The following is a 23015-nucleotide window of genomic DNA, read 5'->3' as shown; positions in this document are numbered from 1 at the left end:
ACTCGTCCCAGGGCCTGCACGAGGCGCTTGCTGCCCCGCATCCCTGCGGCGTCATGGTGGGCACGGCCTGTCGCGGAGTCCACGCCGACCAGCGACAAGCCCGTTCTCCCCACCCGGGCATCCCCGGCTCCTGCTCGCCGCCGTGGCGGCTCCCGTGGCGGTCGGGACCGCGGTGGAAGCCGCCACGCCGGTGCTGTTCGAGCCGCGGCCGGTCGTCCGGGAGTCGGCCTGACCTGGCGACGGCCGATCATCCTGCAAGTGGGTGATGCTAGCCGTAGAAGTGTGGCACGAAGCGCTGGTTGGGGGTGGCGTGAGCACACGGCAACAGGCTGAGCACCTTGGTTTTGGTGGCCGTGGTGTTCACGCACAACTCGGTGTTGTTCTGCTTGATCATCCAGGTCCCCGGCTCCTCGCCCCAGTAGTAGATGGAAAAGACCTGGGAGCTTTGGCCCTCGCAGTCCCATTCGTTGAGGGCATCGCCGCTCTTCGCCCAGCGGCCGTTGTCGACGTCGATGCACTTGCCGGTCGACCTGTTGACGAAGTTGAAGTCATACTTGCCGCCGCCGGGAATGCTGCGCAGCTTCCACTGGGACTTCATGGGGTTCCAGGTGTCGGAGACCAGGTGCGAGCCGTTGGCGTTGCTCCCGCGTTCGAACGTGAGGTACTTGTCGTGGTCGCTGTCGCTGGTCAGCTCGACCACGGACCCGTTCGCCACCAACTGCGTGCGGAAGTAGACCGGGTAGTGGTCGGAGCCGCGCCCGCCCATGCGTACCCCGCGGTAGTTCCCCAGCGCACGCGACGAGATCATGTAGTCGAGTTCGCCGCTGCTCTGTTGGGTCGCAAGGCCAGTGTGGTAAACCTGGGCGCCCAGACCCGCGGCGAGGTTGTGCATGCCCTGGTCCGGGTCACGGTTGAAGTCGCCCATGACGGTCCACGCGCGGCCCGCCGCGGTCGCTTGGTTGCGGACCTGGCGTACCAGCTCCTCTGCTTCGTTGTGCGCTCCCGAAGCCAGCGCGTGCACGTTGTAGTAGATGTCGTCGTCCATGCGCAGACCCAGCGCTGGGCGGGCGCCGGCCCGGCCGGGCGGGGCGACGTAGACCTCGTGGGCCATGGTGTGGGTGACCATGGCGAGGTTGACCCGGGTGTCTCCCAGCGGACTCATCCAGTACACGTAGCGGCTGCCCCAGCGATACAGGTGGACGGTGTAGCCGCTCCGGTTGTAGGACTGCTGGAGCACCATGCCGTACAAACCCGGTTCCGACCCCGCCTCCTGGACGGCGACGAGGTCGTTCTCGTTGCTGAGCTGCCGGACGTCCGACCAGCGGGCACCTTGCGAGTTGTAGGTCGCGATGGTGTGGGCGTTGGGCGTGTCGGCTGCGGCCGGCGATGCCGGCAGGCCGATCAGCAAGCCGGTGAGCGCGGCCATCGCCATCAGCGTGGCGAGCGTCCTGGTGCGTGGGTGAAGAACTTCGGAGCGTGACAAGGTCGGCGCCTTTCTTAGGCAGGAGATGAGATGGGAGCTCTGTCTGGGGCCGCTGACGGTCCGCTAACGAGGCGGACCGCACCGCGTTAGTACTGCCTCGGCGGGCAGCGCTCGTCGCCCCACGCGGTCGTCACGGGGCAGTCCTTGCCCGGGTCGAGCCACCCGGGAAATTCCGCGTCGGCACTGACGCGGTGCCCGGCGCCGGGCCCGTCCGAAGCGGCGGAGACGGCGGCGCCGCCCCATCCGATGCCCGCGGCCAGTACGAGGGCCACCAGTGCCCGGGCCGTGTTTCCCCGCATGTGCGTCAACTCCTGCTGTGTCGCCCGGCAGCGGTCAGTCCGCCGGTGTCGTGCTCTGGTCGCCAGCCGCTTGTGCCGGCTGTGATCACCACTGTGCCGACCCGGCGCCGCCCGCGGCAGTCCCACGGGGCATCATCTGTGTGCCATGCACTTTTAGGAGGGGTTCCATGGGCAATGCGCCAGGTGACAGCGGGCCAACGGGCATACCCGAACTGGGCAGCGCCGCGGTCCTGCTCTACCGCTGGACCGTTGTCCACGAGAGCCTCACCCCCGCCGCCCTGTCCCGGGCCGCCGCCGAAACCGGAATCAGCGAGCAGGAGAGCCACCAGGCGCTGGACTCCCTCCTCGATGCCTGCCTCCTCCAAGAAGTCCCCGCCACCACCGGGGAGCCCGGCGTGCGCTGGCAGCCGGTGAGCCCCCAGGCCGCCGCGAGCCAACTGCTCTCCGACCGCGACGCCGCCCTCCGCGCCCAAGAAGAAGCCCTGCGCACCCAGCGCCGGCAGATACAGGAGCAGCACGACGGACTCGCGGCCCTCATGCCCGTCTACCTCCAGGCCCGCCAGCACGCCTTCCCGCAGGGCACCATCGACCACCTGCCCGACAAGTTCGCGGTCCGCACGCTGCTCACCGAGGTCATCGACTCCTGCCACAGCGAAGTCCTGGTCTCCAAACACGGCGGCTCCTTCCCAGTCGCCGCCCTGCGCGAAGCCCTCCCTCGTGACCTGGCCCTGCTCGAACGCGGCATCCGCATGCGCAGCCTCTACCAGCACGCCACCCGCTTCGACCAGCCCACCCGAACCCACGCCGAACACCTCGTCGCCGCAGGCGCCGAGATCCGCACCCTGCCCGAGGTGCTGCCCCAGATGATCATCGTGGACCAGGCCCTGGCCCTGCTCCCGGCCCGCCCCGGCGGCGCCCTGATCATCCGCGAACCCGACCTCCTCACCTATCTCCTGGACGTCTACGAACGCGACTGGGCCCACGCCACCCCCTACGCCACCGGCCCCCACGCAACCCAAGCCGTCTCCCAGACGATGAAACAGACGATCCTGGCCATGCTCGCCAAAGGCATCAAGGACGACACCATCGCCCGCCGCCTCGGCATCTCGCTGCGCACCTGCCGCCGGCACGTCTCCGAACTCCTCGACACCCTCGGCGCCCACAGCCGCTTCGAAGCAGGGGTCATCGCCGAACGACAAGGGCTCACCCGCCATCCGGCATCCCCGCCCCCGCCCGTACCCGCAATGGAAGCCGCCCCGGATACCGTCCGACCCGACCCGGCACCCTCGTGCACGGCCTGCGGCGCGGCCCTGCCCACACGGGCCTCAGGACGAGCCACCGGACGACCGGCCCGCTACTGCTCACCCAAATGCCGCTCCCGCGCCTACCGCACACGAAAATCCCCGCGCGAGGCACTCCAGCAGGCCGACACCACCCAACCGTCACGAAACCCGCCACCGGCGTGACGAAACTCCCCCACGAGCCGGACTGCTTTCGGAGGTTTGTCAATCGAACGGTCTATCGGGGGTGGTTGGGGCTACTGACGGGCTGCGGAGAGCCGGCCGTCGAAGGTGATGTCGAAGGTGCTGTCGAAGGCGTTCAGCGCGGTCTTCCAGCGCATGGTCCAGCGGGCCTGGCCCTTGCCCCTGGGGTCGAGCGACATGATCGCCATGTAGACGCGCCTCAGGGCGGCCGTTCGGGAAGTGCCCGCGTGCCTTGACCGCCCGCCGGATCCTGGCGTTCACGGACTCGATCGCGTTGGTGGTGCTCCCCCAGCCTCACGATCGCCGGATACTTTCGGGCCCGGGCCTCGGCGAACTCGGCGAACCGTTCCAGGGCTGGCTCTTCGGCCGGCGCGGTGTAGATGGGCTTGAGGAGCTTGGCGATCTTGTACCCCCGCCCCTGGCTGGGCTGGACCGTCCACAGAGGGCGAGGGCCGAACCGGTGAACCACACCGGGCGGGAGCCGCCGTCCGCGCGGTGCGGTCGCCGGGCAGTGCGACCGCGTACCCGACCAGGGCGCCGTCATCACCGCGGCGCTCGCGTACGCGCAGTCCGGCGTCACGAAGCCGCTCCAGGAAATCCGTGTCACCGTCGACGCGCGCGGCCGCGGTCCGGACGGTGCGCTGCAGGGAGTCGCGGGCGGTCTCGGCCAAGTCGCGGCGGGCGGCCTTCTCCGCTTCGCCGGTGAAGGGGCGGCGTCGTGCGGTGCGGTCCAGGGGTGACATCGAGGTGAGGCCCCAGCTGGCCTCGAAGGCGCGGGCGGCGGTGTGCTGGCGAGGATGTCTCCGCGCGGCCGGGAGTGGCGGCCGTCCTGCCGGGCCAACGTGGCGAAGATGTGGATGCGGTCGGTGGCATGGCGTACCGCGATCCAACGGCAGGTGTGAACAGGCACGCCCATGACAGCCGGCCATCCTCCCGATCGGTGCCTGACGACAGCAGCTCGGTCACCTCATGACCGCCATGATCACTACCGCTGTGCAGCATGAGCAGGGACGGCCCTCCCGTCCTTGCTGACGCCCAGCCAGTGCCACCACCACACCCATTCACACCAGGGGTTCACCGACAACCTCGCCGCCGCCCGGGCCTACTTCGAGCTGCACGGGACCATGGCCGCCCACGGCACGCGACCACCCCGGACAAGTCCGTGGGACAGTGGCTGACGAACACCCGGCGCCCCGGCGGCCTCGGGAAGGACCCCGACCGCGCCGGGCGGCGGGCGGAGAAGCCCACGGCCGTCGATCCGGACGGGAACCCGCGCGAGAGCGGCTGGACGGTCGACTGGCAGCGGCACTACGCCGACATCGCCCAGCTCCTCGCGGGCGGCGCCCTGCTCGCCGACGTCGTGCCCGGGGTCAACCCTGCACGGCGAGGACGTCGGCCGCTGGCTCGCCACCCAGCGCCAGAACATCAGCAAGCGAGGCCCTCGAAGGCCTGGACGAAGGCCTCCTCGCCGAGGCCGCCGCCGACGCGCGGGCCTTCGGCGCCGGCCCGGCGGCGCCGTCGACGAGCTGGTGCGCGGCCTGCTCAGGCAGTCGGCCGACCGGCAGCAGCCGATCGGCGAGCAGGGCCGCGCGCTCACCACGGCAACTGAAGGCCGACCGCTACCCGGCTGGTCCACCGACGCCGGCCGCACCGAGGACATCGGGTGGCGCCAGGCCCGCACCACGCTGCTCGCGGCCGTCGGACGCCACCACCGCGCTCACCTGCTCGCCGCCATCGTCGAGCTCGGCGGCGAGCTGGAGCTCGCAGCTACCCGTAAGGGGCGATTCAGGGGCGCGGTCGTCCCAGAAGGCTGCGCCGTCAGCGACGGCCGCCGCCGATGCGGCGGTCGTCGGCCAGTGCGGTCAGCGGGCCGAACTCGCGGGCAAGCTCGTTCCACGTCAGAACCTCGCCACAGCGGGCCGGGAACTCCTTCGGGTTGAACTCGGGCATGGTCCAGGTGCCAGTGCCCCGGTCCCGCAGCCACAGGTCCCCGTCGCCGTCGACCACAGTCGGCGGGATCGGTACGGGCTCGGCCTGATCGGTGGGCTCCCAGGTGACCCGGCCCGGGTGGGAAACGCGGCGCAGCTCGGTGGTGGCCAGCCGCGCGGCCAAGTCACGGGTGGACTCTTCAGCGTCCTTGACCGACGCGAGTCGGAATGCGTCGTCAAGTACGGGCAGGGCTGGATTCTTGCTGCGCTTTGAACTCATACGCTGACTACCTCCGCTGGGGGGCGTCACATCCGTTATGGCGCCCCGTAGAGGAACACGGTATCCGAGGCGGGAGCCGGGCCGGCTACGACCACTGTCCAGGTGGAGGCGCTGGCACACCGGGCGGTGGGGCGAGGTGGTGAGCTGGTCCTGGACATGGCGCAACCCGTGGTGGTCGCGCTCAGACATGGCGGTCCGGGTCTGAGAGGGTGAGGCCGCCGGCGGCGAGCGGACATCGGGCCGGGCCGGGGTGGGTGCGGGCTCGGGCTCGGGCTCGGGCTCGCCCAGCGGCCGGCGGAAGTCGGCGCCCACCCGCCTGGGCGGGTACGGGAGCGTCGGAAGCGGAATCTGAGGAGGCGGGCAGCGAGAGCGGTCGACGGTCGGTCATGATCCCTCGTCTCCCAGGTCCGGCTGCGGGTAGGGCCGGGCCGCTATCAGCGGTGACAGTGCCGCCCTTCGTCGGTCTTCCCGCTGAGGCGGCCGCCACCGTCGAGGCCATCGTGCGGGCTGTGCACCATGGCGATGACGTTCGCATCCGGATCCTGTTGGCAAGCCTTGGTGGACGTCGCCGACACCGAGGTTCTGCTCCACCTGCGAGAGCAGCCTCGCGCCTGACCGCAGTGACGGTCAGGCGCTGCGGAACCGACGTATAGCGAGGGGCGGGGCTGGCCGCGCCGCCTTGCCCCTGGACGCCCCCGAGACCGCCATGAAGCACTAGCGAGCTGCTGATCCCTTCGGAGGGCGCTGCAGGCCACACCCCGCAGGCTCATCTCTCATGGACCGCACGTCGCAGCAAGCGGACGCCCTTGCGCACGAACCGCTGCACTCGGGGGGAATCAATATCTATCCCCGCGGTCGGAGAGTTTAATGGACCCCGCCGGGAGGATTTTTCCACGCCGCACACGATGGAGATATGTAACGCACACAAACCGCTGCAGCGTGCTACTGTCGATCTCGGTTGCAGTTTTGGTACCCAAAAACTTCAAGCGCTCCAGTCGACCTCCGCGTCTCATTCGAGTGCTTTACATTTCCGGGTCATTTTCCGGCGGGGCATCATCGCGGCGACACGGTGTCCGTACAGTGCGGATGCTGGTGTACTGCCCCAAAGGAGATATGACATGGCATCTGGCACCGTGAAGTGGTTCAACGCAGCCAAGGGCTTCGGCTTCATCGAGCAGGACGGTGGCGGCGACGACATCTTCGCCCACTTCTCGAACATCGCCGCCCAGGGCTTCCGCGAGCTGCTGGAAGGCCAGAAGGTCACCTTCGACATCGCGCAGGGCCAGAAGGGCCCGACGGCCGAGAACATCGTTCCCTCCTGACGCTGACGCGCATTTCGTAGCTGGGGCCCGCATCCCTCGGGGTGCGGGCCCCAGCTGCACGCATTTCCCGCAGTGGTGTCACCTACGTGACGCAGTATTCAGGGTGACAGCCTGCTCTGCGCTTCACCCCTCGATTTTTCTTGGTTTCGCGTCCACATGACGTCACCCCGTCTCAGCGCCTGCGACCGCACAGAATCCCTGCAGTCCAGAGTCGCTTTCGCATTCCATTCGGCCCGTTCTTGTGATTCCCTGCGCCGCGTTTCCGCTGCGGGAATTCCTTGATACGTGCCGTATCAAGGAAGGTTCTGAATGAACCGCACACGTACGAACGACCGTTCCTCCCGCACCCGCAGCCGAACCGGCGGCCCCGCTTTCGGCGCTGCCGCCGGTTCGGAACGGGGCAGCCGCTTCGGATCGTCGACCCCGAGCCGTTCGGGGAGTCCGATCCGCTCCGGCGGCTACGGCCGCCGGCCCGCCGCGGTACAGGGCGAGTTCGCCCTGCCGAAGACCATCACTGCGGCGCTGCCCGCCGTCGAGGTCTTCGCCGACCTGGCCATGCCGGCCGCGCTGTTGGCCGCTCTCGGCGCGCAGGGTGTGGCCGTGCCCTTCCCGATCCAGGGCGCCACCCTGCCCAACACCCTTGCGGGCCGTGACGTGCTCGGCCGCGGGCGCACCGGCTCCGGCAAGACCCTCGCGTTCGGCCTCGCGCTGCTGGCCCGTACCGCAGGACTGCGCGCCGAGCCGCGCCAGCCGCTGGCTCTGGTCCTCGTTCCTACCCGCGAGCTGGCCCAGCAGGTGACCGACGCCCTCACTCCCTACGCCCGCGCCGTGAAGCTGCGCCTGACCACCGTCGTCGGCGGCATGTCGATCGGCAAGCAGGCCGCAGCGCTGCGCGGAGGCACGGAGATCGTCGTAGCCACGCCCGGCCGATTGAAGGACCTCATCGACCGAGGTGACTGCCGGCTGAACCAGGTCGCGATCACCGTCCTCGACGAGGCCGACCAGATGGCCGACATGGGCTTCATGCCGCAGGTCACCGCGCTCCTGGACCAGGTGCGCCCCGAGGGTCAGCGGATGCTGTTCTCCGCCACCCTGGACCGCAACGTCGACCTGCTGGTCCGCCGCTACCTGACCGACCCGGTCGTGCACTCGGTGGATCCCTCGGCCGGCGCGGTCACGACGATGGAGCACCACGTGCTGCACGTCCACGGCAGCGACAAGCACCGGACAACCACGGAGATCGCGGCGCGCGAGGGCCGGGTGATGATGTTCCTGGACACCAAGCACGCCGTCGACCGGCTGACCCAGGACCTGCTGAACAGTGGTGTCAGGGCCGCCGCCCTGCACGGCGGGAAGTCGCAGCCGCAGCGCACCCGCACCCTCGCGCAGTTCAAGACCGGGCACGTCACCGTCCTGGTCGCCACCAACGTGGCAGCGCGCGGCATCCACGTCGACAACCTCGACCTCGTCGTCAACGTCGACCCGCCGACCGACCCCAAGGACTACCTCCACCGCGGCGGACGCACCGCCCGGGCCGGCGAGTCCGGCAGCGTCGTCACCCTCGTCACCCCCAACCAGCGCCGCGACATGACCCGCCTCATGCAGGCCGCCGGCATCACCCCGCAGGCCACCCAGGTCCGCCCGGGCGAAGAGGCCCTGAACCGGATCACCGGCGCCCAGGCACCCTCCGGCATCCCCGTCACCGTCACCGCGCCGGCCGTCGAACGCGGCAAGCGCATCGCGGCCTCCCGCGGCAGGCGGCGGCCCGCTTCGACGGCCCGGCGCGTGAGCGTGCGGCAGTCCGCATTCGATGCGGCCGCCTGAGATCCACGTGATCAGGAAACTGACCCATCTCTGCAGGAGGCACCTTTTGACGCTGGTCCAGATGCAGCCCCGCCCGGCGAACGCCAACCCCGTGCACCGGACGGTGGGCGACGCGATGGAGGCGGCCGGTCCCCAGGTCTGTGACGACATGACGGTCGAGGTGGCCCTGGCCGTCATGGCCAGCGCCCGCACGGGTCATCTGCTCGTCTGCGACGAGGACGGCCTGTGCACCGGGCTGGTCACCCAGGCCGGGCTCGCCGCCATCCGGAACAGTGCCGCGTACTCGGACCAGGTTCGTCTCCGCGACGTCCTCGGTGACCGCGGGCCGCTCACCTCGCCCGTGACCACTATGGTCGAAGCCGAACACGCGATGCGCTGCCGCCGGCTCGATGCCCTGCCGGTCGTCGACGAGCAGGGCAGCGCTCTGGGCGTCCTCGCCCTTGCCCGCTGAACCGCTTCACGGCAGCACGACCGTCCCCCTTCTACTTCCTGTGAGGCAACATGCGCTGCGTCATCGCCCGGTTCCCGTTCGACCTGACCAAAAGCGGCGTCCTCGAATCGATGAAGGGCATCAAGCCCGAGCAGGTCATCGGCGAGTCCGTGATCATCGGCCGCCGTACCTACCCCGTCAAGCAGGTCGGTCAGGTCATCACCCGCCAGGACCGCCGCGACTTCAGCGCCGGCGAAGTCCTCCGGGCCATGACCCAACTCGGGTTCACCTGCCGCAGCCTTCCCCGGGCCGCCACGCCGACGCGTGTCCTCAGCCCGCTCCAACAGGCTTCCGTGATGCTCGGCATCCCGGTGACCGTCTGACGGACCGGACCTGCGCAAGCCGACACCCGAACAGCGAGGAGGGCCCGACCGGCACACGCCGATCAACCTGACCCGCAAGGGGGCAAGGGCAGGCAGTGGGAGGTTCCGCACATGCTCGCCGAGCTCCTGGTCCGCCTCATCGACGGCCGCACCGACGGGGCGCTGCTGCTGGACTCCCAGGGCCGACGGCTCGACCGCCACGACGTCGACCGCATCCTGACTCGGCTCGGGAAGCGGGCCGGAGTCCTCACCAGCCGTGACCTGACTCCCCACGTGCTGTGGGTCAGCCGCCTGGCCCACATGCACGACGACAAGACTCCCCTGGAGGAAATCCAAGAATTCGCCGGACACGACGATCCAGCGACGACCCATTCCTACGTCCGTCGCCGTGGAGACCAGGAACGCCGGGCTCGGCACGCGGTCGCCGGTGCCGACAAGATCAGCAAGCAGCTTGGGCGCTGGCTCACCCTCGCGGCCTGATGTTCCCGGGGCCGCCCCGTGCGTGGAAGCCGTCGCCGAGGCGGTACGCCCCTGGTTGGACAAGGACGCCGGGGAGCCGCCGCCGGCCGCCGGGATCGTGGCCGCACTGCAGGCGGCCGAGACCGAGCACGGTGGCCGCCGACGCGGCCTGTGGGGCCGCGCGGCCGGTAACACGACCCGCGCGATGAATGCGGGGGGGGACGACCTCAGCGCGGGCCGTGGGCCATGGCTCTCGACTGCAGCGCAGGTCATCCTCTCGTGACAGGTGCCCCGAGGGCGGCGGTTCGTTCAGGGGCACTCAGCATGGCCTGCGGCAGGTAGGCGGATTGCACACGCAAGTCCCAGCCGTGGGTTTGGACGGCCAGGGAGGCCAGGGCGATGGTCTTGTGCGGCAGGAGGCTGCGGGGCGCCGCATCGGAGGGTGCGCTCTCCCGGTGCTCGACAAGACGGTGCTCCAGGGCCTGTTCGAAGGCCAACTGGTCATCCTCCAGAAGTACGCGCAGGAGGCGCTGGTCTGGCGTCAGCGCATCGAGGGTATCCAGCTGCCGCATTGCATCGGTGCGCTCGCCGGCATTCGGCTTGCACAGCGTTACCGACGGCCAGTGCCGGGGCAGATACCCCTCGGCCTGGGTGAGGTAGCCGCACAAAGCGTCCATCTCCGCCAGCTCGCCCGGGTCGGACTTCGATTCGAGCTTCGAGTGGGGCAGACCGTTATGGATGGCAGGCGCGTAGTCGCCGCGCAGCAATAGCCCGATGACCAGGTCCCGTTCCCAGACCATGCCGCTGATCACGGACAAAGCAAAGGCGTCCAGCCAGGTCCTCGCGGTGGCCGCCAGCTCCACCACAGCCTCGAAGTCTTTGTCTTCGCTGCTGAGCTTCTCGTCAATGAGGGTGAAGGAGATCTCTTGGTCACCGTTGGGGCAGCAGCCCAAGCTCAGGAGTCCCAGGGCGCACTCGGCCGCGGTCCGCAGGACGACGTGTGACGGGACGCTGCCAGGCTCGGTGCCGGCCACCGTGCGGGCGGCCATGTGGTCAAGGAGCTCGTCGCGCATTCCCTGCAACTCCTCATCGGCGTAGCAGTCGTATTGCATCGTGTACCAGCGGTGGCGGGCCCGCAGCCAGATGTTCCCCAGCGCCTGTTCGATCAGCGGATCACTCACTTCGTGCCGGGCTACGTCCTTGATCGTCATAAGCGTCATCCTGGCAGCCGCCACTGACACCGCAGGTCGCGCGGTTCTCTTCCTGTGACGATCGCAGACGCTGCCCTCAGCGGCACCCGTACGAACGCAGCAGGTCCCGCGATGTGTCGTCGGCCGGTGCCAGCGGACGGGTCCCCCCGCTGACGGCGTTCTTCGGCTTGAGCACCGGGTACTTGGACATGACGGATCATCTCGGCTGTGATCGGCACGATCCGGCGCAGAAACTCGGCAGCGACAGTCAGAGCGCACAGACGCTTCTCCACCACGGACGTCACCAGCACATCAGGGCGCTGACGCTGAGAGCGAGGTCGCGGAGACCGGGGAGTCATCGACATACACCGCCCAACGCCACATGGCCGGCCCAGCACTCGCCCGGACCGGTCACACCATACGAATCGTCCATCCGCACCCCGGGGGGGCCTCCTGGCCGGGGCTCCAGCGCGGAGGACAAGGGCCTCCAGGTGGGTCGCATCAGATCGGCCGCCCGTGTCAAGTGCCGCCATCTGTACGGTGAACGGGGGCTATTCGTACACTCGCGGCGTGAACGAATCCATCGGCTACGCCAAGTGTTCGCCCGACACCCAAAACCGCACCGGCCAGCGCAGCATCCTTCTCGGCCTCGGCTCCAAGGGCCGCATCTACTCCAGCCGGGCGACGGTGCACCGCATGCCGGAACGCGCCCCGGACATGAATGCCGGGGTGCGATGAACTCCCCGGTCTGGCCGAAGCCGTTACGCCAGGGTGATCCGCACGCGGTAGGCGATTTTCGGCTGGAGGGGCGGCTGGGCGGTGGCGGGATGGGGCAGGTGTTCCTGGGGCGCTCCCCTGGCGGCCGCCCGGTCGCGGTCAAGCTGGTGCGGCCGGAATTGGCCGGCGATCCCGGGTTTCGACGCCGGTTCGCCATAGAGGTCGAGGCAGCCCGCCGGGTCGGCGGGTTCTACACCGCCCAGGTGGTCGAGGCTGACCCCGAAGCCGACCCGCCGTGGCTGGTCACCGCCTACATACCCGGCCCGTCCCTGCACCAGGCCGTCGAGATGCACGGCCCGCTGCCCGCGGAGGGGATCGCCATACTGGGAGCGGGACTGGCCGAGGGGCTCCGTGCGATCCACGCTTGCAACCTGGTGCACCGCGACCTCAAACCCTCCAACGTGATCCTCGCGGCCGACGGACCCCGCGTCATCGACTTCGGCATCACCCGCGCACTGGACGCCACGTCCCCCACCCTCCCCCACGCCGTGGTCGGCACCCCGTCGTTCATGTCCCCGGAACAGGCACGTGGCCACGAGATAGGCCCACCCAGCGACGTGTTCTCCCTCGGACTCGTGCTGGCGTTCGCCGCCACCGGCCGCAGCCCGTTCGGTACCGGCTCGGCCGAAGCGATCGTCTACCGCATCGTCCACGACGTACCCGACCTGACCGGCCTGCCCGCCTACCTGGCGGACCTGGTGCACCGCTGCCTGGCCAAGGGCCCCGGGGACCGCCCCGGGGTGGCCGACATACTCAGGGAACTCACCAACGCCCCCCAGGCGCCCTTCGAATGGCTCCCCGCGCCGGTCGCGACGATGATCGCCGAACGCCAAGTGCAGACTCTGTCGGCCCCGTTACCGTCCCTTCCTTCTGATGCCGGTCCCCGCGAGCGGAGGACGCCGAGCGGTGCCGGCGACGGTCGTCCCGACGAATCGTCTCCACAACGGAGGCGGTTCGGCCCCCACTTCCCGTGGATCGGCGTCGCGTGCGCTGTCCTCGTCCTCGGCCTGCTCATCGCCGTCGCCTTCGCCGGCCTGCCCTCCTTTTTCTCCCACCGGCACGCCGCCGCCACGTCAGGCTCGACACCCACCCTCAGCCCCACCGCCACTCCCACCCCGAGCCCCAGCCCCACCCCGAGCCCGAGCCCCAGCCCCAGCGCGACGCCCAAGCCCAGCCCCACCCTGGACGCCGTCAGCCGGGCCTTCGCGGCGGTACGGGAGGGCGACTGCTTCCACGTAGGAGACGGAGCGCCGGGTGACTTCTCCATCAGCCAGCCGAACGACACCTTCAAGCCGGACATGGTGCCCTGCGACGCGTGGAACGCGTACTACCGAGTCACCAAGGTGGTGCCCACCGGCACTGAGTGCCCAGGTCCTCCCAACGGAGGCAGTGCAGAATGGGTCCACCACGGCGGCTCCCCCGACATCACCGTGTGCATCGACCGCCAATTCCGCGTCGGCGACTGCGTCCTCGGCAACGGCAACGGCAAGCTGGACACCATCCACTTGCTGGACGGCTGGAACTGCGCCGACTCCCACATCCCCTCCGGCGCCGACTACCTCGTGCAGATCTCGCAGATCCTCGGCCCCAACAAGCGCGACCAGTGCAACTCGAGCTCGATCCAAGCCCTCCACGGCACCGTGACGTTGTGCCTCAAGGTGCTCTGAGCTTCTGTCGGTCTTCACGACCGGGCGACCTGCGAAGTCCGGGGCAGAGCAGGCGCACGCCCTATGGGTGCGATGGCGGGGGGCGGGAACCGGCCGGTTCCCGCCCCCCGCCCCCGGCCGCCGAGCAGGGCGGCTCAGCTCCAGGGCTGGGCGACCATCCAGCTGGTATCCGCGCCCCAGTTGGTGGTGCTGTCCCAGCTGTTCGATCCTCCGTTGCCGGCGACGAAGACCGAGTAGTTGTAGTGGCGCAGGTACTTCGTTGGGTAGTTCACCGACTGGAAGGAATAGCCCGTCCCGCTGTTGCCGGCGGTGGGGCAGAAGGTGGCGTCCTGGGCGAAAGGAGTTCCGCCGTCGTCCGCGCCGAGGCGGAGCTCGAAGTTGTAGTGCCGGAGGAACCGGCCGGGCTTGTCGAGCGACTCGAAGGTGAGGCAGGAGCTGTTGGCCAGGCCGGCGCGGACGATCCATGTCGCATCAGCCTTGAGGGCGGGCGGGCTTGCGGAATCCACGGGCGAGATCGTGACTTTGTCGTCCGCGTCGGCATGGGTGAGGAAGTCGCGGTTGCAGCACGTCGTCGTGGCTCGCAGCGACACGCGTGAACCGGGTGAAAGGGTGCCGGTTTCGGTGGCGGCGCTGCTGTATCCGGTGGCGGCGATGTTGGCCTGGACGGCATTCTCGGTAGTGTCCGAGGGGTAGCCGGAGGTCATGACGCCCTCGTAGAAGGTGCCCGCCGAGCCCTTGCTGTTGTCGCCGCCGATGCCGAGGATGATCGCGCCCTCCTTGTGCATCGGGTTGTAGCCCGCGGCATTGGGGCGCGGCCCGCTGTAGTACGTGGACAGGCCGCCCGCCTGGGCGTTGCCCGCTCGGATCGCCCACTGATTCGGCGCGCCCTTGACGATCGCCGTAAGGAAGCGGTGGCTGACGCTCGGGTCATTCTCGTTGTACCGGGTGTTGACCCCGGAGAACAGGCCGTTCTCCAGGTCCGCCATCACCCACGGCCCGGCGCCGGAGCCGTACCCCCAGACCTTGATGTTGCCGAAGTAGATCGCCTCCATGTGGCCGTTGCCTGTGTCATTGTTGCTGGTCTCGGCGTTGCCGTAGTCGAAGCAGCACCCGCCGTTGTAGTGGGTTCCGTCCAGGACCGCGTACATGCCTTCGGGCTGGTCGCCGACGGCGATGCCGTTGGTGTGGTTGTTGCGGTAGCCGGTTCCGGGTGCGACGTAGACGCCGTACGCCCTGTGGCCGCCCACCGTGACCGGAGCCTCGGCCGCGTTGGCCAGGTTGTCCGGCCCACCGGCCGCCCCGCCTGCGGGTGCCTGGGTGAGGTGGTTGCCCTTGCCGGACTGGTCGTAGAGGACGGTGATGACGCAGCTGGTGCCGGCGCAGAAGGCGTCCTGTGCGGCGGCGTTGGCGTAGCCACCGGGGCTGAGCACGCCGATGTCCTTGAGGGCGCCGTCCGTAGCGCGCTTGACCTGGTAGAGCGCGCCACCGTACGAACCGTACAGCGATCGCGTGGTGCTGTGCGCCGCCACACACGGGGTACCGCCCGCAGCGTAGATGTCGCACGGCCCTTGCGTGGCCGCCTGCGAGGTGGCAGCTGTACCGGTTATGACACCGGCGGTGAGTGCGACCGTCGCTCCGGCAGCGAGAAGGGTGCGCCGCGCACGGCTGATCAACTGATGGAAGGCCATAAAGAGCTCCTGCACGTCGGGTGGGAGGAGGGCTTTGTTAGCGCTAACAATTTTGGTTGCGAGCGATGGCAGACCTGAATTTCTAGGGAGGTGCGCGGCTGCCCACGCCAAGTGGCACTCACTATCGCCACGCACTGACGCGGCGTCAAGACGTGTCGCACGCACAGCAGAAATCGCTGAGGGCGCCGATCCACCTCAACTGGGCGAAGACCGTTACTACTTCACCTTGCAAAGCCGCTCGCATCCGGCTCGCCCCGTGGAGGCCGCTTCCCATCCGCCGTGAGTGCGTCGGTCTTCTCCCGCGACCCGGATCTGCGTCGCATGGGGACCGCTCTGTCTGGGGCCTCCGCTGTGGCCCGGAGACGAAGCATGGCCGGTGTGCACTGCGGAGCGTTACGACCCAACCGGGCGGCCATCCAGGGTGCTCCGTGAACCATGCGGCCGGCCTGCGAAACGTTGCGGCGGCCGGATGGAGCACTGCCAGACCGTGACCGAGGGACCCTATGGTCTCCGTGTTCCCCGTGCGGGCGCCCGCCCCTCGGACGATGCAATGGTGCGGCCGTACCGGCTGTTCCCGGGACGGCCGTCTGGCCTCCGAGGCATCGGTGCTCAACGTGAACGACGCACAGGCGCGACCTGGTCGGTTTCGCCCATGGGTGCGGAAACGCGGGCCGCGCCTCCCGATTGCCGTCACCTGCGTCCGGCCCGGAGTGCCGGGGAGTGGTCAGGAACGGGTGCAGGGACTGCCGGTGGTACTGGCGCCCGTGTCGGGCCCGGACGGTGCGGGGGCGGCCGGTTCCGACAGGGTGGTCTTGCGGGGCCGGTAGCGGGAGACCGCGACCCCGGCCAGGCAGAGCACCCCGCCGAGCAAGGTCAGCCAGCCGGGCACCTCGCCCAGCAGGGCCCAGCTCAGCAGGACCACGATGGCGGGCACGGCGTAGGTCGTCGCTCCCAGCTTGCCGGCGGGGGTGCGCGCCAAGGCGTAGGTCCAGGTGATGAACGCGAGGGCGGTCGGAACCACACCCAGGTAGACCATGTTCAGCGTCGCGGAGATCGGTGCTTTCGGCAGTTCCGTGGCCAGCTGCCCGGCGAAGGGCAGGCAGGCCACCGCTCCCGTCATGCAGCTGTAGGCGGTGATCTGCAGGGGCGTACCGAAGGACAGTGCAGGCTTCTGCGAGACGACGCCGGTCGCGTAGGCCACGGCTGCCAGCAGGCACAGGACCACGCCGAGCACCGAGGTCGACGCACCGCCGCCGGAGGACATGGACAGGCCCACGACGACCGCTCCGATGAACGAGACGGCCATGCCGGACAACAGGCGCGGCGGCAGCGCCTCCCCCAGGAGACGGGCGGCGAGCAGGGCCATCAGGATTGGACCGGTGTTCACGAGCAGGGCGGCCGTACCGGCGTCGACCAGTCGTTCCCCCCAGTTGAGGGCGACCGTGTAGCCGCAGAACCACACCACCCCGGAGATCAGCACGCCCCGCCACGCCCCGCGCGGCGGCAAGCCCTGGCGGCGGATCAACAACAGGACTGCGAGCACCCCCGAACCGGCGAGCAGACGGCCGAGGGCCAGGGCACCAGGCGAGTAGGCGGCGCCCGCGCTGCGGATGGAGACGAAGGCGGACGCCCAGGCGAAGACCGTGAAGGTGACGGCGCCCGCCGTGAGGACGCTGGGCGATATCCGGCTCGGACGCGGGAAGGTCGTGGTCATGAGTTCACCCTACAGCAGAACACTTCGGTATTCACCGAAATAATGAACTGGCTGCCCACCCTCCCGCTCACCGTGCGTTCAGCTCCAGTCGTCAGGAGCGATTCCGAGTAGGTCGCGCAGCGCGCGCTCGCCGACGGCAGTCACCTCCAGGGCCCGTCCGCCACCGGCCGGTCGCACCACCCATCCGCGGTCCAACGCCCGCGCACACAGTCGAGCCCCGGCGACGCCGCCCAGGTGCCGGCGGCGCTCCGTCCAGTCCAGGCAGGAACTCGCCGTGGGGCGGCGGCCCGCGGCGAGGAGATCCACACCCGCGTCGGCGCACCATCGCCGACCGGCCTCCGTCAACTCGAAGACGCCCTCCGTGCGAAGCAGCCCGCGACGCTCCATCGCGTCCGTCACCGCCATCCCCAGGCGACCCGCGAAGTGGTCGTAGCAGGTCCGGGCACGAGCCAGCGGGTCGGGCGCCGCGACAACGGGCACGGCGTGCGCCGCGTCCCGGTCCGGAATCGCATACGAGGCGAGTTCGTCGAGCAGGCGGGCCGTCGCGGCGTCGGCGACGCGCACGTAGCTGTGCCGCCCTTGCCGCTCGGTTACGCAGAGGCCCGCCTCGGTCAGCCGGGCCAGGTGCCCGCTCACGGTGGACGGCGCGACCGAGGCGATACGGGCCAGCTCCCCCGCGGTCCAGGCCCGCCCCTCCAGAAGCGTCATGCAGATGGCGGCCCGGGTCTCGTCGGCCAGGGCCGCGGCCAAAGCCGCGAGGCGTGCGGCCGGGGCGACGCCTTCCGCAGGTGTCCCGTCGCCCGTGGATCCGGGACTCGGCGTTCCAGGGTTCAGCGTGTCGGCATGCAATTCGGTCATGCCTCCAAGGATGCCTCATCGCTTCGGCATATGACGAAAGGTTTCCCCGCCGACTCGCCTGTCCGAGTCCGGCCGCGTCGGGCGAGGGTGCCTTCAGCCGCTGCTTACGGCACCGCACTCAGGTGAGCTCGTGTCGCCCCTGGCCGGGTGCCGTCGGCCAGCGCGTAGCCCACTACGGGACAGAACCGACCGCACCCACACCACACGAAACGGCTGCCGCCCCCGCGCTGGTGGCGGCCGCTCGCTCGGGCGACGCCAGTGAACTGCACCCTTGCGAAGACAGAGGGCGCGATCCCGTAGCGGTTGATCACGACCATGGCGCCTGCCCCGTAGCCTCCTGCTTTCTCCGCGCCCCTCATCCAGATGCCTCAGGGTGCGCGCAGCGAGCCCCAGTCGCTTCTTGCAGAATCCGGCTTGATGAGGGTGCCGGCCGAGGCCGACCTGATCGTGCCCGGCCACGACAGCCCGTTCAAGTCCGGCGACACATTCGGCGCTACGGCGTGCCGGGGGGGGGTCGGAATGCGCCGGAGCAAGCCGTCGTCCGCCGGCCTGGCGCCCGGCCGCCGACTGCGCGGGCCGATGTCGTCCACCAGCGCCGGTACCAGAAGGGATCGTGTGATGAGCGTGCCGGCGTGCTCCGGCTAGCAGCCTTTGCGCGGTGCGCAGGGCAGGTCAAGGGGCGATGCAGCGTTCGCGGCCGTGCGGTCGACTTGGTCAAGGGGGACCGCGCGGGGAGCCAGGGCCGAGTGGGGCGCTGGTCAAGGGGGTCCGGCAAGGCCCCTTGGCCGCAGGGTGTGACTGGGCGCTTCAGCTGGCGGGACCGCCACGCACGGCGCTCACCACAAGCGGATCTGTGACCAGTGGTGATGCGAGTTCGCACCTGGGACTTGTCCGGCGGATCATGGCCGGGGCCGCGGCGTCTGGCGCGGCACCTCGCCGCGTTGCCAAAATCGTCCCGACGGCCACGTTCTCGCGGATGCCGTGGGCGGTCCGGGCGGGAAAGGACGCTGCCGGCGACGTCGACTGGCTGGTGTCGGTCGACTCGACGCTCGTGCGAGCCCACCAGCACGCCATGAAGGGCTTCCGAGGGTGCTTCGGATCAGTCACCATGGAGGTCCGTCGGCGATCCGAGGTGGGGATGAGCGAGGGTGGGGACGTTCTGGACGGGCAACCGGAGCAGGTCGGACCCGCGCCGTGGCTGGCACTGGCCTGTCTGGCCGGGCTGCTTCTGGCCTACGTCGTGCTGACGAACTTCACCGCAGAGCTGCGGGCGGCGCTGTGGGGCGAGCCCGGGACCGTGACCGAAGCCGGCTGCCGGACGTACGACAACACCGTGGCCAATGCGGGAACGTCGACGTCCTGCTCGGGCGCCTTCGCCCCGGACAACGGCGGCTCGTCGTTCGACGTCCCCGTCGAGGGCGACATCGATTCGCAACCGGTCCGTGCGTGGCTGGTGGACGGTACGTCCGGCACCGCGTACGTCTCACCATCGGTGTGGGCGGGGGTGCTCCCGGTGGGGCTGTCCCTCTTCCTGGCCGGTCTCCCGGCGGCGGTGACGGTGAAGCACGTGCGCCGCGTCCACGCACAGCGCCCTGGAGAGCCGCTTCAAGGACCAGACCCTAAGTCGAGTGCGTGATCGACGACGACCAGCACAACGAGTGCACAAGCACGTCACCTGGCTCGACACCGACAACCCGGGCCTCTGGCTAGGGGAACGGCCCGCGACCGAGGGCCGGCTCCCCCTGCGTGCTCCGTAGCGGCGCTGGCCTGCGCCGAGTCGTTTGCCATCTACGCTACTCAGCCCCGCCAAATAGCGCGCTCATCCGCCAAGGGAAGCGCTCAGCCACCAGGGGATCGCATCCCTACGGTGCAGTAACGGATTCACTTTGTTCGATTTTCGTTCGATACCTTGGGAGGGGCAAACCAGCTATACCGGCTGAAATCACCCGGATAGTGGAGGTGTGCCATGGGCTGTGCGATCCACCTCCATGTCACCTCCGGCTACTCCGCCCCTACGGTGCCTCCCACCTCCACGACCTGGTACGACGTGCGGCCGAGCGCGACGTCGACACGCTCGCGCTGACCGATCGCGGCACCGTCACCGGCGCCGTCCGCTTCGCGAAGGCCGCGACGGAGGCCGGCGTGCGCCCTGTTTGCGGTGTCGACGTCGCCGTCGAACCCGCAGCACCCTAAAGCCCGGCGTCCGCCACCCGCACGCGAACGCCGGTGCGCGGCCGTGCGCACGTGGTGGACCTCCACCCGGGTGCAGGAAGCGATCTTCCACCCCGCCCCCCCCGCCTGCACATCGCCCGTCGCGAAACCTTCACGCTCACCGATCAGATCCGCACCATCGACATCGACGCCCAATACGTGATCGGCGACCCCGGCGACCACCTGGTCAAGACTGATGTGGCACAGGTCGAGTTCGCACTCGCCCGCCTGCTCCAGCTCCACGCCGAACCCGACTTGTAGACGCCGGGACGGACCAGGCCCACGTCCAGGACGTCTCTCTGCCTCCGTGTCGCGGCGAACGTGACGCCCGGATGTACGGGGCCGGCACCGAGCCGCTCAGATCTACACCCTCCCGTCAAGACACGGTCTTCAGGGGCATGACGGTGGCTACCACCAGCGCGCCTACTTGAAGTGTGGTCACGCCGCAAAGACAGCGAGACCAGCCAGGAGTACGGCGGCCTTCCAGTGGCCCCGTATCAACCAGCCGCCGGTCGCTCGGGCGCAGCTTGCCCGGCCGTTTTCCGGCGGCCTCTATCCGCAAGGAGCACTCATGTCGTACGACCGCCCCAGCCCGACCACCGCACAGTCAAAGCGCCGGATCTCGCGCTCCATGATGGTCTTCGCCTCGGCCGCTTTCATCAGCGGAGGCATCGCGCTGCCGGCCACAGCGGCGATCGCGCCCCAGACCCAGGCCTCTGTCAAGAGTCTCCCATCCGACGGCAGTAACCCCCACCGGCAGCCCGGTGGCGGAGCCTACGGGCCGGACACGTGCATGCCCGGCTACGTCTGGCGTGACAGTTTTGATGGCGACACCCTGTGCGTCACACCGGCACAACGACAGCAGGTGCACGACCAGAATCCCCACCGGCAGCCCGGTGGCGGAGCCTACGGGCCGAGCACGTGCAAGCCCGGCTACGTCTGGCGTGACAGCTTCGATGGCGACACCCTGTGCGTCACACCGGCACAACGACAGCAGGCCAAGAGCCATGGCACGGTGATCGACCACGGCCCGCACCTCGTTCCCGTGGACGAATAGTTCCCGATGCTTCGACGGTGAAGCCCAGTTCGGGCATAAAGATCAACGGCCGCAGGCGGCAACTGGTGGTCCGCGGCGTGCAAGACAAGGGGCCGGCGTCATGGACGCCGGCCCCTTGTAGCAGGGGCACGCGCCAACGCCGCTCACCATGAAAGCTGCGCGCACGTCGTGGCCCGGCACCGACCATGCCCAGCGAGCCCTCCGGCACGCCCGTGGGACCCCGACGTAAGGGCTGCCCCGTATCCCCCGGCGGGCGCGCGGCGCCGACTACGGCACCTCGCCGCGTTGTCGGATAGGCCACATACGCCCATTGAGCTGTACTCGCACCGACCCCGAGCGCGACGCCAAGCTCGACCGCATCGAGCACGTGCTGGAGCACCTCCCGGACCGGGTCTTCGCATTCGACGAGTTCGGGCCCCTGGGCATCAGGCCGACCACAGGTTCCTTCCGGGCGCTGCACCTACCCGCGCTGACGCAATGCCAACGCCCGCCACCCCGACGTACTCGCCGCACAACGCCGGGGACGCGCTCACGTCCGCAGCGAGAAGGGCATTCCCTGGGGCGGACGCTCCCTTGCCGCCGCAGCCTGAGCACATGGGGGATCCCGCCGTGCCCGGATGTGGAGATCAGACAGCGGCCAGGCTCTTCGCCATGACCCGCTCCCTGCCCACGCCATCGGGCAGAAGATCGCCGGGCTTACCCGTGTCCGTGAAACCGTGCCGCTCATAGAGCGCGGTCGCCTTGAGGTTGTCCGGCATGACGGACAACCTCAACCCCGTGGCACCGCGCTCCGCCGCCCACCGCGCGACCGCCTGGATCAGGTAGTCACCCACGCCCTTGCCTCGAGCCATGGGATTGACCCACATCGAGATCAACTCCACGTTCGGTGCTCCCTCGCCCGGCACCCCGCTGGCCAGGCCCACTGGGAGGCCGTCGAGGAGCGCGATGAGATCGTGCGCGCCAGGAATCGACAGACGGGCGCGCCAGCGTTCCTCTCGGTCGCCAGAGCCTTGCCACTGGGCCAGCGTGGATCCGAACGCGTAGGGCGCCTCAGCAAGCGCGGCCAGTCGCAACTCCCGCCAAAGGGGCCAGTCGTCTGCTTCCAAGGTGCGTAGTTCAAGCATGATTCAGACCCTGCCCGCCCGACGGGGCGGGCAGCAAGTTGATTAAAACTACGCAAACAAGGTCGTTCAGCCCTGCGACCAGTCGGAACCTGGGAGCGGTGGTTCCTCACGCACCCGCAGGCCACGCGACCTCGGTGAACCTATCCGGTCACGGCACCAGGAGACCCCAGATCTGTTCGCCGGTGCTGTGGGCCAGCTGCCTGCCGGGACTGGGCGGGCGCCTGCGCCGAGGGTGCCCGCCGCGGTGCCCCCGACGCTCTACACGTCGCCGACCGGTTCCATCTGTGGCAGGGCCTCGGCCGGACCGTGGAGACCTGCGTCGCCGCCCACCGCGACTGTCTCAAGGATGTCCCGGCCCGTTGTCCCGAACTGGACACGGCCGCCAGGCATGTCCGCGCCTTCGGTGAGATGCTCACGGGCCGCCTCGGTGCCATGCTCCCTGCCCGGATCGACGCGGTCGATGCCAGTCGGCTGCCCGGGCTCACCGGCTTCGCACATCACCTGCTCAGGGACCGCGAGGCCGTGACAGCCGGGCTCACCCCGGACTGGAGCTCCGGCAGCATCGAAGGCGCCGTGAACCGCATCAGGAAGATCAAACGGCAGCTCTACGGCGGAGCTCGCCTTCACCTGCTCCGCAAGACGATCCTGCTGCAGTAGGCCGCAATAGTCGTTTGCTGATACGGGTTCGACGGCCTAGAACGTCTTGTGATCATTTTTGTGTGTGCCGCCTGTGCCCAACCTCTGACCAGGTCTGTGCAGATCTCCGAGACACTGGTCAGGCCCGAGCTCGACGGGCGGATCGGACCCGACGGGTATCGCCGGGCCCCGGCAAGCATG

At 69.4% G+C, this 23015-nt stretch carries 19 protein-coding genes and 4 pseudogenes; 14 read left to right on the top strand and 9 right to left on the bottom strand.

Going from position 1 to position 23015, the window contains the following annotated elements:
• Positions 1–268: 268 nt before the first annotated feature.
• Positions 269–1483 (bottom strand): RICIN domain-containing protein, encoded by a 1215-nt coding sequence (locus IE207_RS21270; protein ID WP_190185846.1) that lies wholly within the window; start codon positions 1481–1483, stop codon positions 269–271.
• An 86-nt stretch (positions 1484–1569) separates the two neighbouring features.
• Positions 1570–1782 (bottom strand): hypothetical protein, encoded by a 213-nt coding sequence (locus IE207_RS21265; protein ID WP_190185845.1) that lies wholly within the window; start codon positions 1780–1782, stop codon positions 1570–1572.
• 167 nt (positions 1783–1949) lie between these two features.
• On the opposite strand from IE207_RS21265, the gene IE207_RS21260 reads away from it, so the two are divergent.
• Positions 1950–3248, top strand: coding sequence for a helix-turn-helix transcriptional regulator (locus IE207_RS21260; RefSeq protein ID WP_190185844.1), 1299 nt, complete (start codon positions 1950–1952; stop codon positions 3246–3248).
• 71 nt (positions 3249–3319) lie between these two features.
• On the opposite strand, the pseudogene IE207_RS34340 reads toward IE207_RS21260, so the two are convergent.
• A pseudogene (locus tag IE207_RS34340) lies at positions 3320–3657 on the bottom strand (transposase); the annotation flags it as partial.
• A 1427-nt stretch (positions 3658–5084) separates the two neighbouring features.
• Positions 5085–5474: a hypothetical protein gene (locus tag IE207_RS21250; RefSeq protein ID WP_190185843.1), complete on the bottom strand. Its 390-nt coding sequence runs from the start codon at positions 5472–5474 to the stop codon at positions 5085–5087.
• A 1118-nt stretch (positions 5475–6592) separates the two neighbouring features.
• On the opposite strand from IE207_RS21250, the gene IE207_RS21245 reads away from it, so the two are divergent.
• The 5 genes and pseudogenes from IE207_RS21245 to IE207_RS21225 all read left to right on the top strand — a co-directional run.
• A complete protein-coding gene (locus IE207_RS21245; RefSeq protein WP_190185842.1) occupies positions 6593–6796 on the top strand; it encodes a cold-shock protein in 204 nt (67 codons plus the stop codon).
• 309 nt (positions 6797–7105) lie between these two features.
• The gene (locus IE207_RS21240) at positions 7106–8620 is read left to right on the top strand and encodes a DEAD/DEAH box helicase (protein ID WP_190185841.1); all 1515 of its coding nucleotides are present in this window, start codon (positions 7106–7108) and stop codon (positions 8618–8620) included.
• Positions 8621–8666: 46 nt separating this feature from the next.
• Entirely contained in the window at positions 8667–9071 is a 405-nt protein-coding gene (locus IE207_RS21235; protein ID WP_190185840.1) for a CBS domain-containing protein, read from the top strand.
• A gap of 50 nt (positions 9072–9121) precedes the next feature.
• On the top strand, positions 9122–9433 hold the full coding sequence (locus tag IE207_RS21230) for an SCO5918 family protein (protein ID WP_190185839.1): 312 nt from the start codon (positions 9122–9124) through the stop codon (positions 9431–9433).
• 99 nt (positions 9434–9532) lie between these two features.
• A pseudogene (locus IE207_RS21225) lies at positions 9533–9913 on the top strand (tyrosine-type recombinase/integrase); the annotation flags it as partial.
• Positions 9914–10161: 248 nt separating this feature from the next.
• Here IE207_RS21225 and IE207_RS21220 read toward each other — a convergent pair.
• Positions 10162–11103, bottom strand: a complete 942-nt coding sequence (locus IE207_RS21220) for an immunity 49 family protein (RefSeq protein WP_308433640.1) — start codon at positions 11101–11103, stop codon at positions 10162–10164.
• A gap of 549 nt (positions 11104–11652) precedes the next feature.
• Here IE207_RS21220 and IE207_RS21215 point away from each other — a divergent pair.
• Complete coding sequence (locus IE207_RS21215; RefSeq protein WP_190185837.1) at positions 11653–11820, top strand: hypothetical protein; 168 nt, start codon at positions 11653–11655, stop codon at positions 11818–11820.
• On the top strand, positions 11817–13526 hold the full coding sequence (locus IE207_RS33820) for a serine/threonine-protein kinase (protein ID WP_268250198.1): 1710 nt from the start codon (positions 11817–11819) through the stop codon (positions 13524–13526). Before IE207_RS21215 ends, IE207_RS33820 begins: the two co-directional genes overlap by 4 nt.
• 134 nt (positions 13527–13660) lie before the next feature.
• On the opposite strand, the gene IE207_RS21205 is transcribed toward IE207_RS33820, so the two are convergent.
• The 3 genes from IE207_RS21205 to IE207_RS21195 form a co-directional block, all read right to left on the bottom strand.
• A complete protein-coding gene (locus IE207_RS21205) occupies positions 13661–15214 on the bottom strand; it encodes an alpha-L-arabinofuranosidase B (protein ID WP_190185836.1) in 1554 nt (517 codons plus the stop codon).
• A gap of 724 nt (positions 15215–15938) precedes the next feature.
• Positions 15939–16928, bottom strand: coding sequence for a DMT family transporter (locus IE207_RS21200; protein WP_190185835.1), 990 nt, complete (start codon positions 16926–16928; stop codon positions 15939–15941).
• A gap of 78 nt (positions 16929–17006) precedes the next feature.
• On the bottom strand, positions 17007–17786 hold the full coding sequence (locus tag IE207_RS21195; RefSeq protein ID WP_190185834.1) for an ArsR/SmtB family transcription factor: 780 nt from the start codon (positions 17784–17786) through the stop codon (positions 17007–17009).
• A gap of 979 nt (positions 17787–18765) precedes the next feature.
• Here IE207_RS21195 and IE207_RS33315 point away from each other — a divergent pair.
• From IE207_RS33315 to IE207_RS34140, 5 genes and pseudogenes are all read left to right on the top strand, one after another.
• Positions 18766–18858 (top strand): annotated as a pseudogene (locus IE207_RS33315) (transposase); the annotation flags it as partial.
• A 674-nt stretch (positions 18859–19532) separates the two neighbouring features.
• Positions 19533–19979, top strand: a complete 447-nt coding sequence (locus IE207_RS34150) for a PHP domain-containing protein (protein WP_373304738.1) — start codon at positions 19533–19535, stop codon at positions 19977–19979.
• 51 nt (positions 19980–20030) lie between these two features.
• Positions 20031–20258 (top strand): hypothetical protein, encoded by a 228-nt coding sequence (locus IE207_RS34145; protein ID WP_190185832.1) that lies wholly within the window; start codon positions 20031–20033, stop codon positions 20256–20258.
• A gap of 310 nt (positions 20259–20568) precedes the next feature.
• Positions 20569–21054, top strand: coding sequence for a hypothetical protein (locus tag IE207_RS21175; RefSeq protein WP_190185831.1), 486 nt, complete (start codon positions 20569–20571; stop codon positions 21052–21054).
• A 328-nt stretch (positions 21055–21382) separates the two neighbouring features.
• A pseudogene (locus IE207_RS34140) lies at positions 21383–21499 on the top strand (IS630 family transposase); the annotation flags it as partial.
• A gap of 181 nt (positions 21500–21680) precedes the next feature.
• Here the strand turns inward: IE207_RS34140 and IE207_RS21170 are convergent.
• Positions 21681–22178, bottom strand: coding sequence for a GNAT family N-acetyltransferase (locus tag IE207_RS21170; RefSeq protein ID WP_190185830.1), 498 nt, complete (start codon positions 22176–22178; stop codon positions 21681–21683).
• A gap of 306 nt (positions 22179–22484) precedes the next feature.
• Here IE207_RS21170 and IE207_RS21165 point away from each other — a divergent pair, with 306 nt between their 5' ends.
• On the top strand, positions 22485–22835 hold the full coding sequence (locus IE207_RS21165) for a transposase (RefSeq protein ID WP_229873863.1): 351 nt from the start codon (positions 22485–22487) through the stop codon (positions 22833–22835).
• The last annotated feature ends 180 nt before the right edge of the window (positions 22836–23015 follow it).

The sequence above is a fragment of the Streptomyces cirratus genome (assembly GCF_014650775.1).
Classification (GTDB): domain Bacteria; phylum Actinomycetota; class Actinomycetes; order Streptomycetales; family Streptomycetaceae; genus Streptomyces; species Streptomyces cirratus.
The sequence above is the reverse complement of the archived record's forward strand: the minus strand, read 5'-3'. Positions and strand labels throughout refer to the sequence as shown.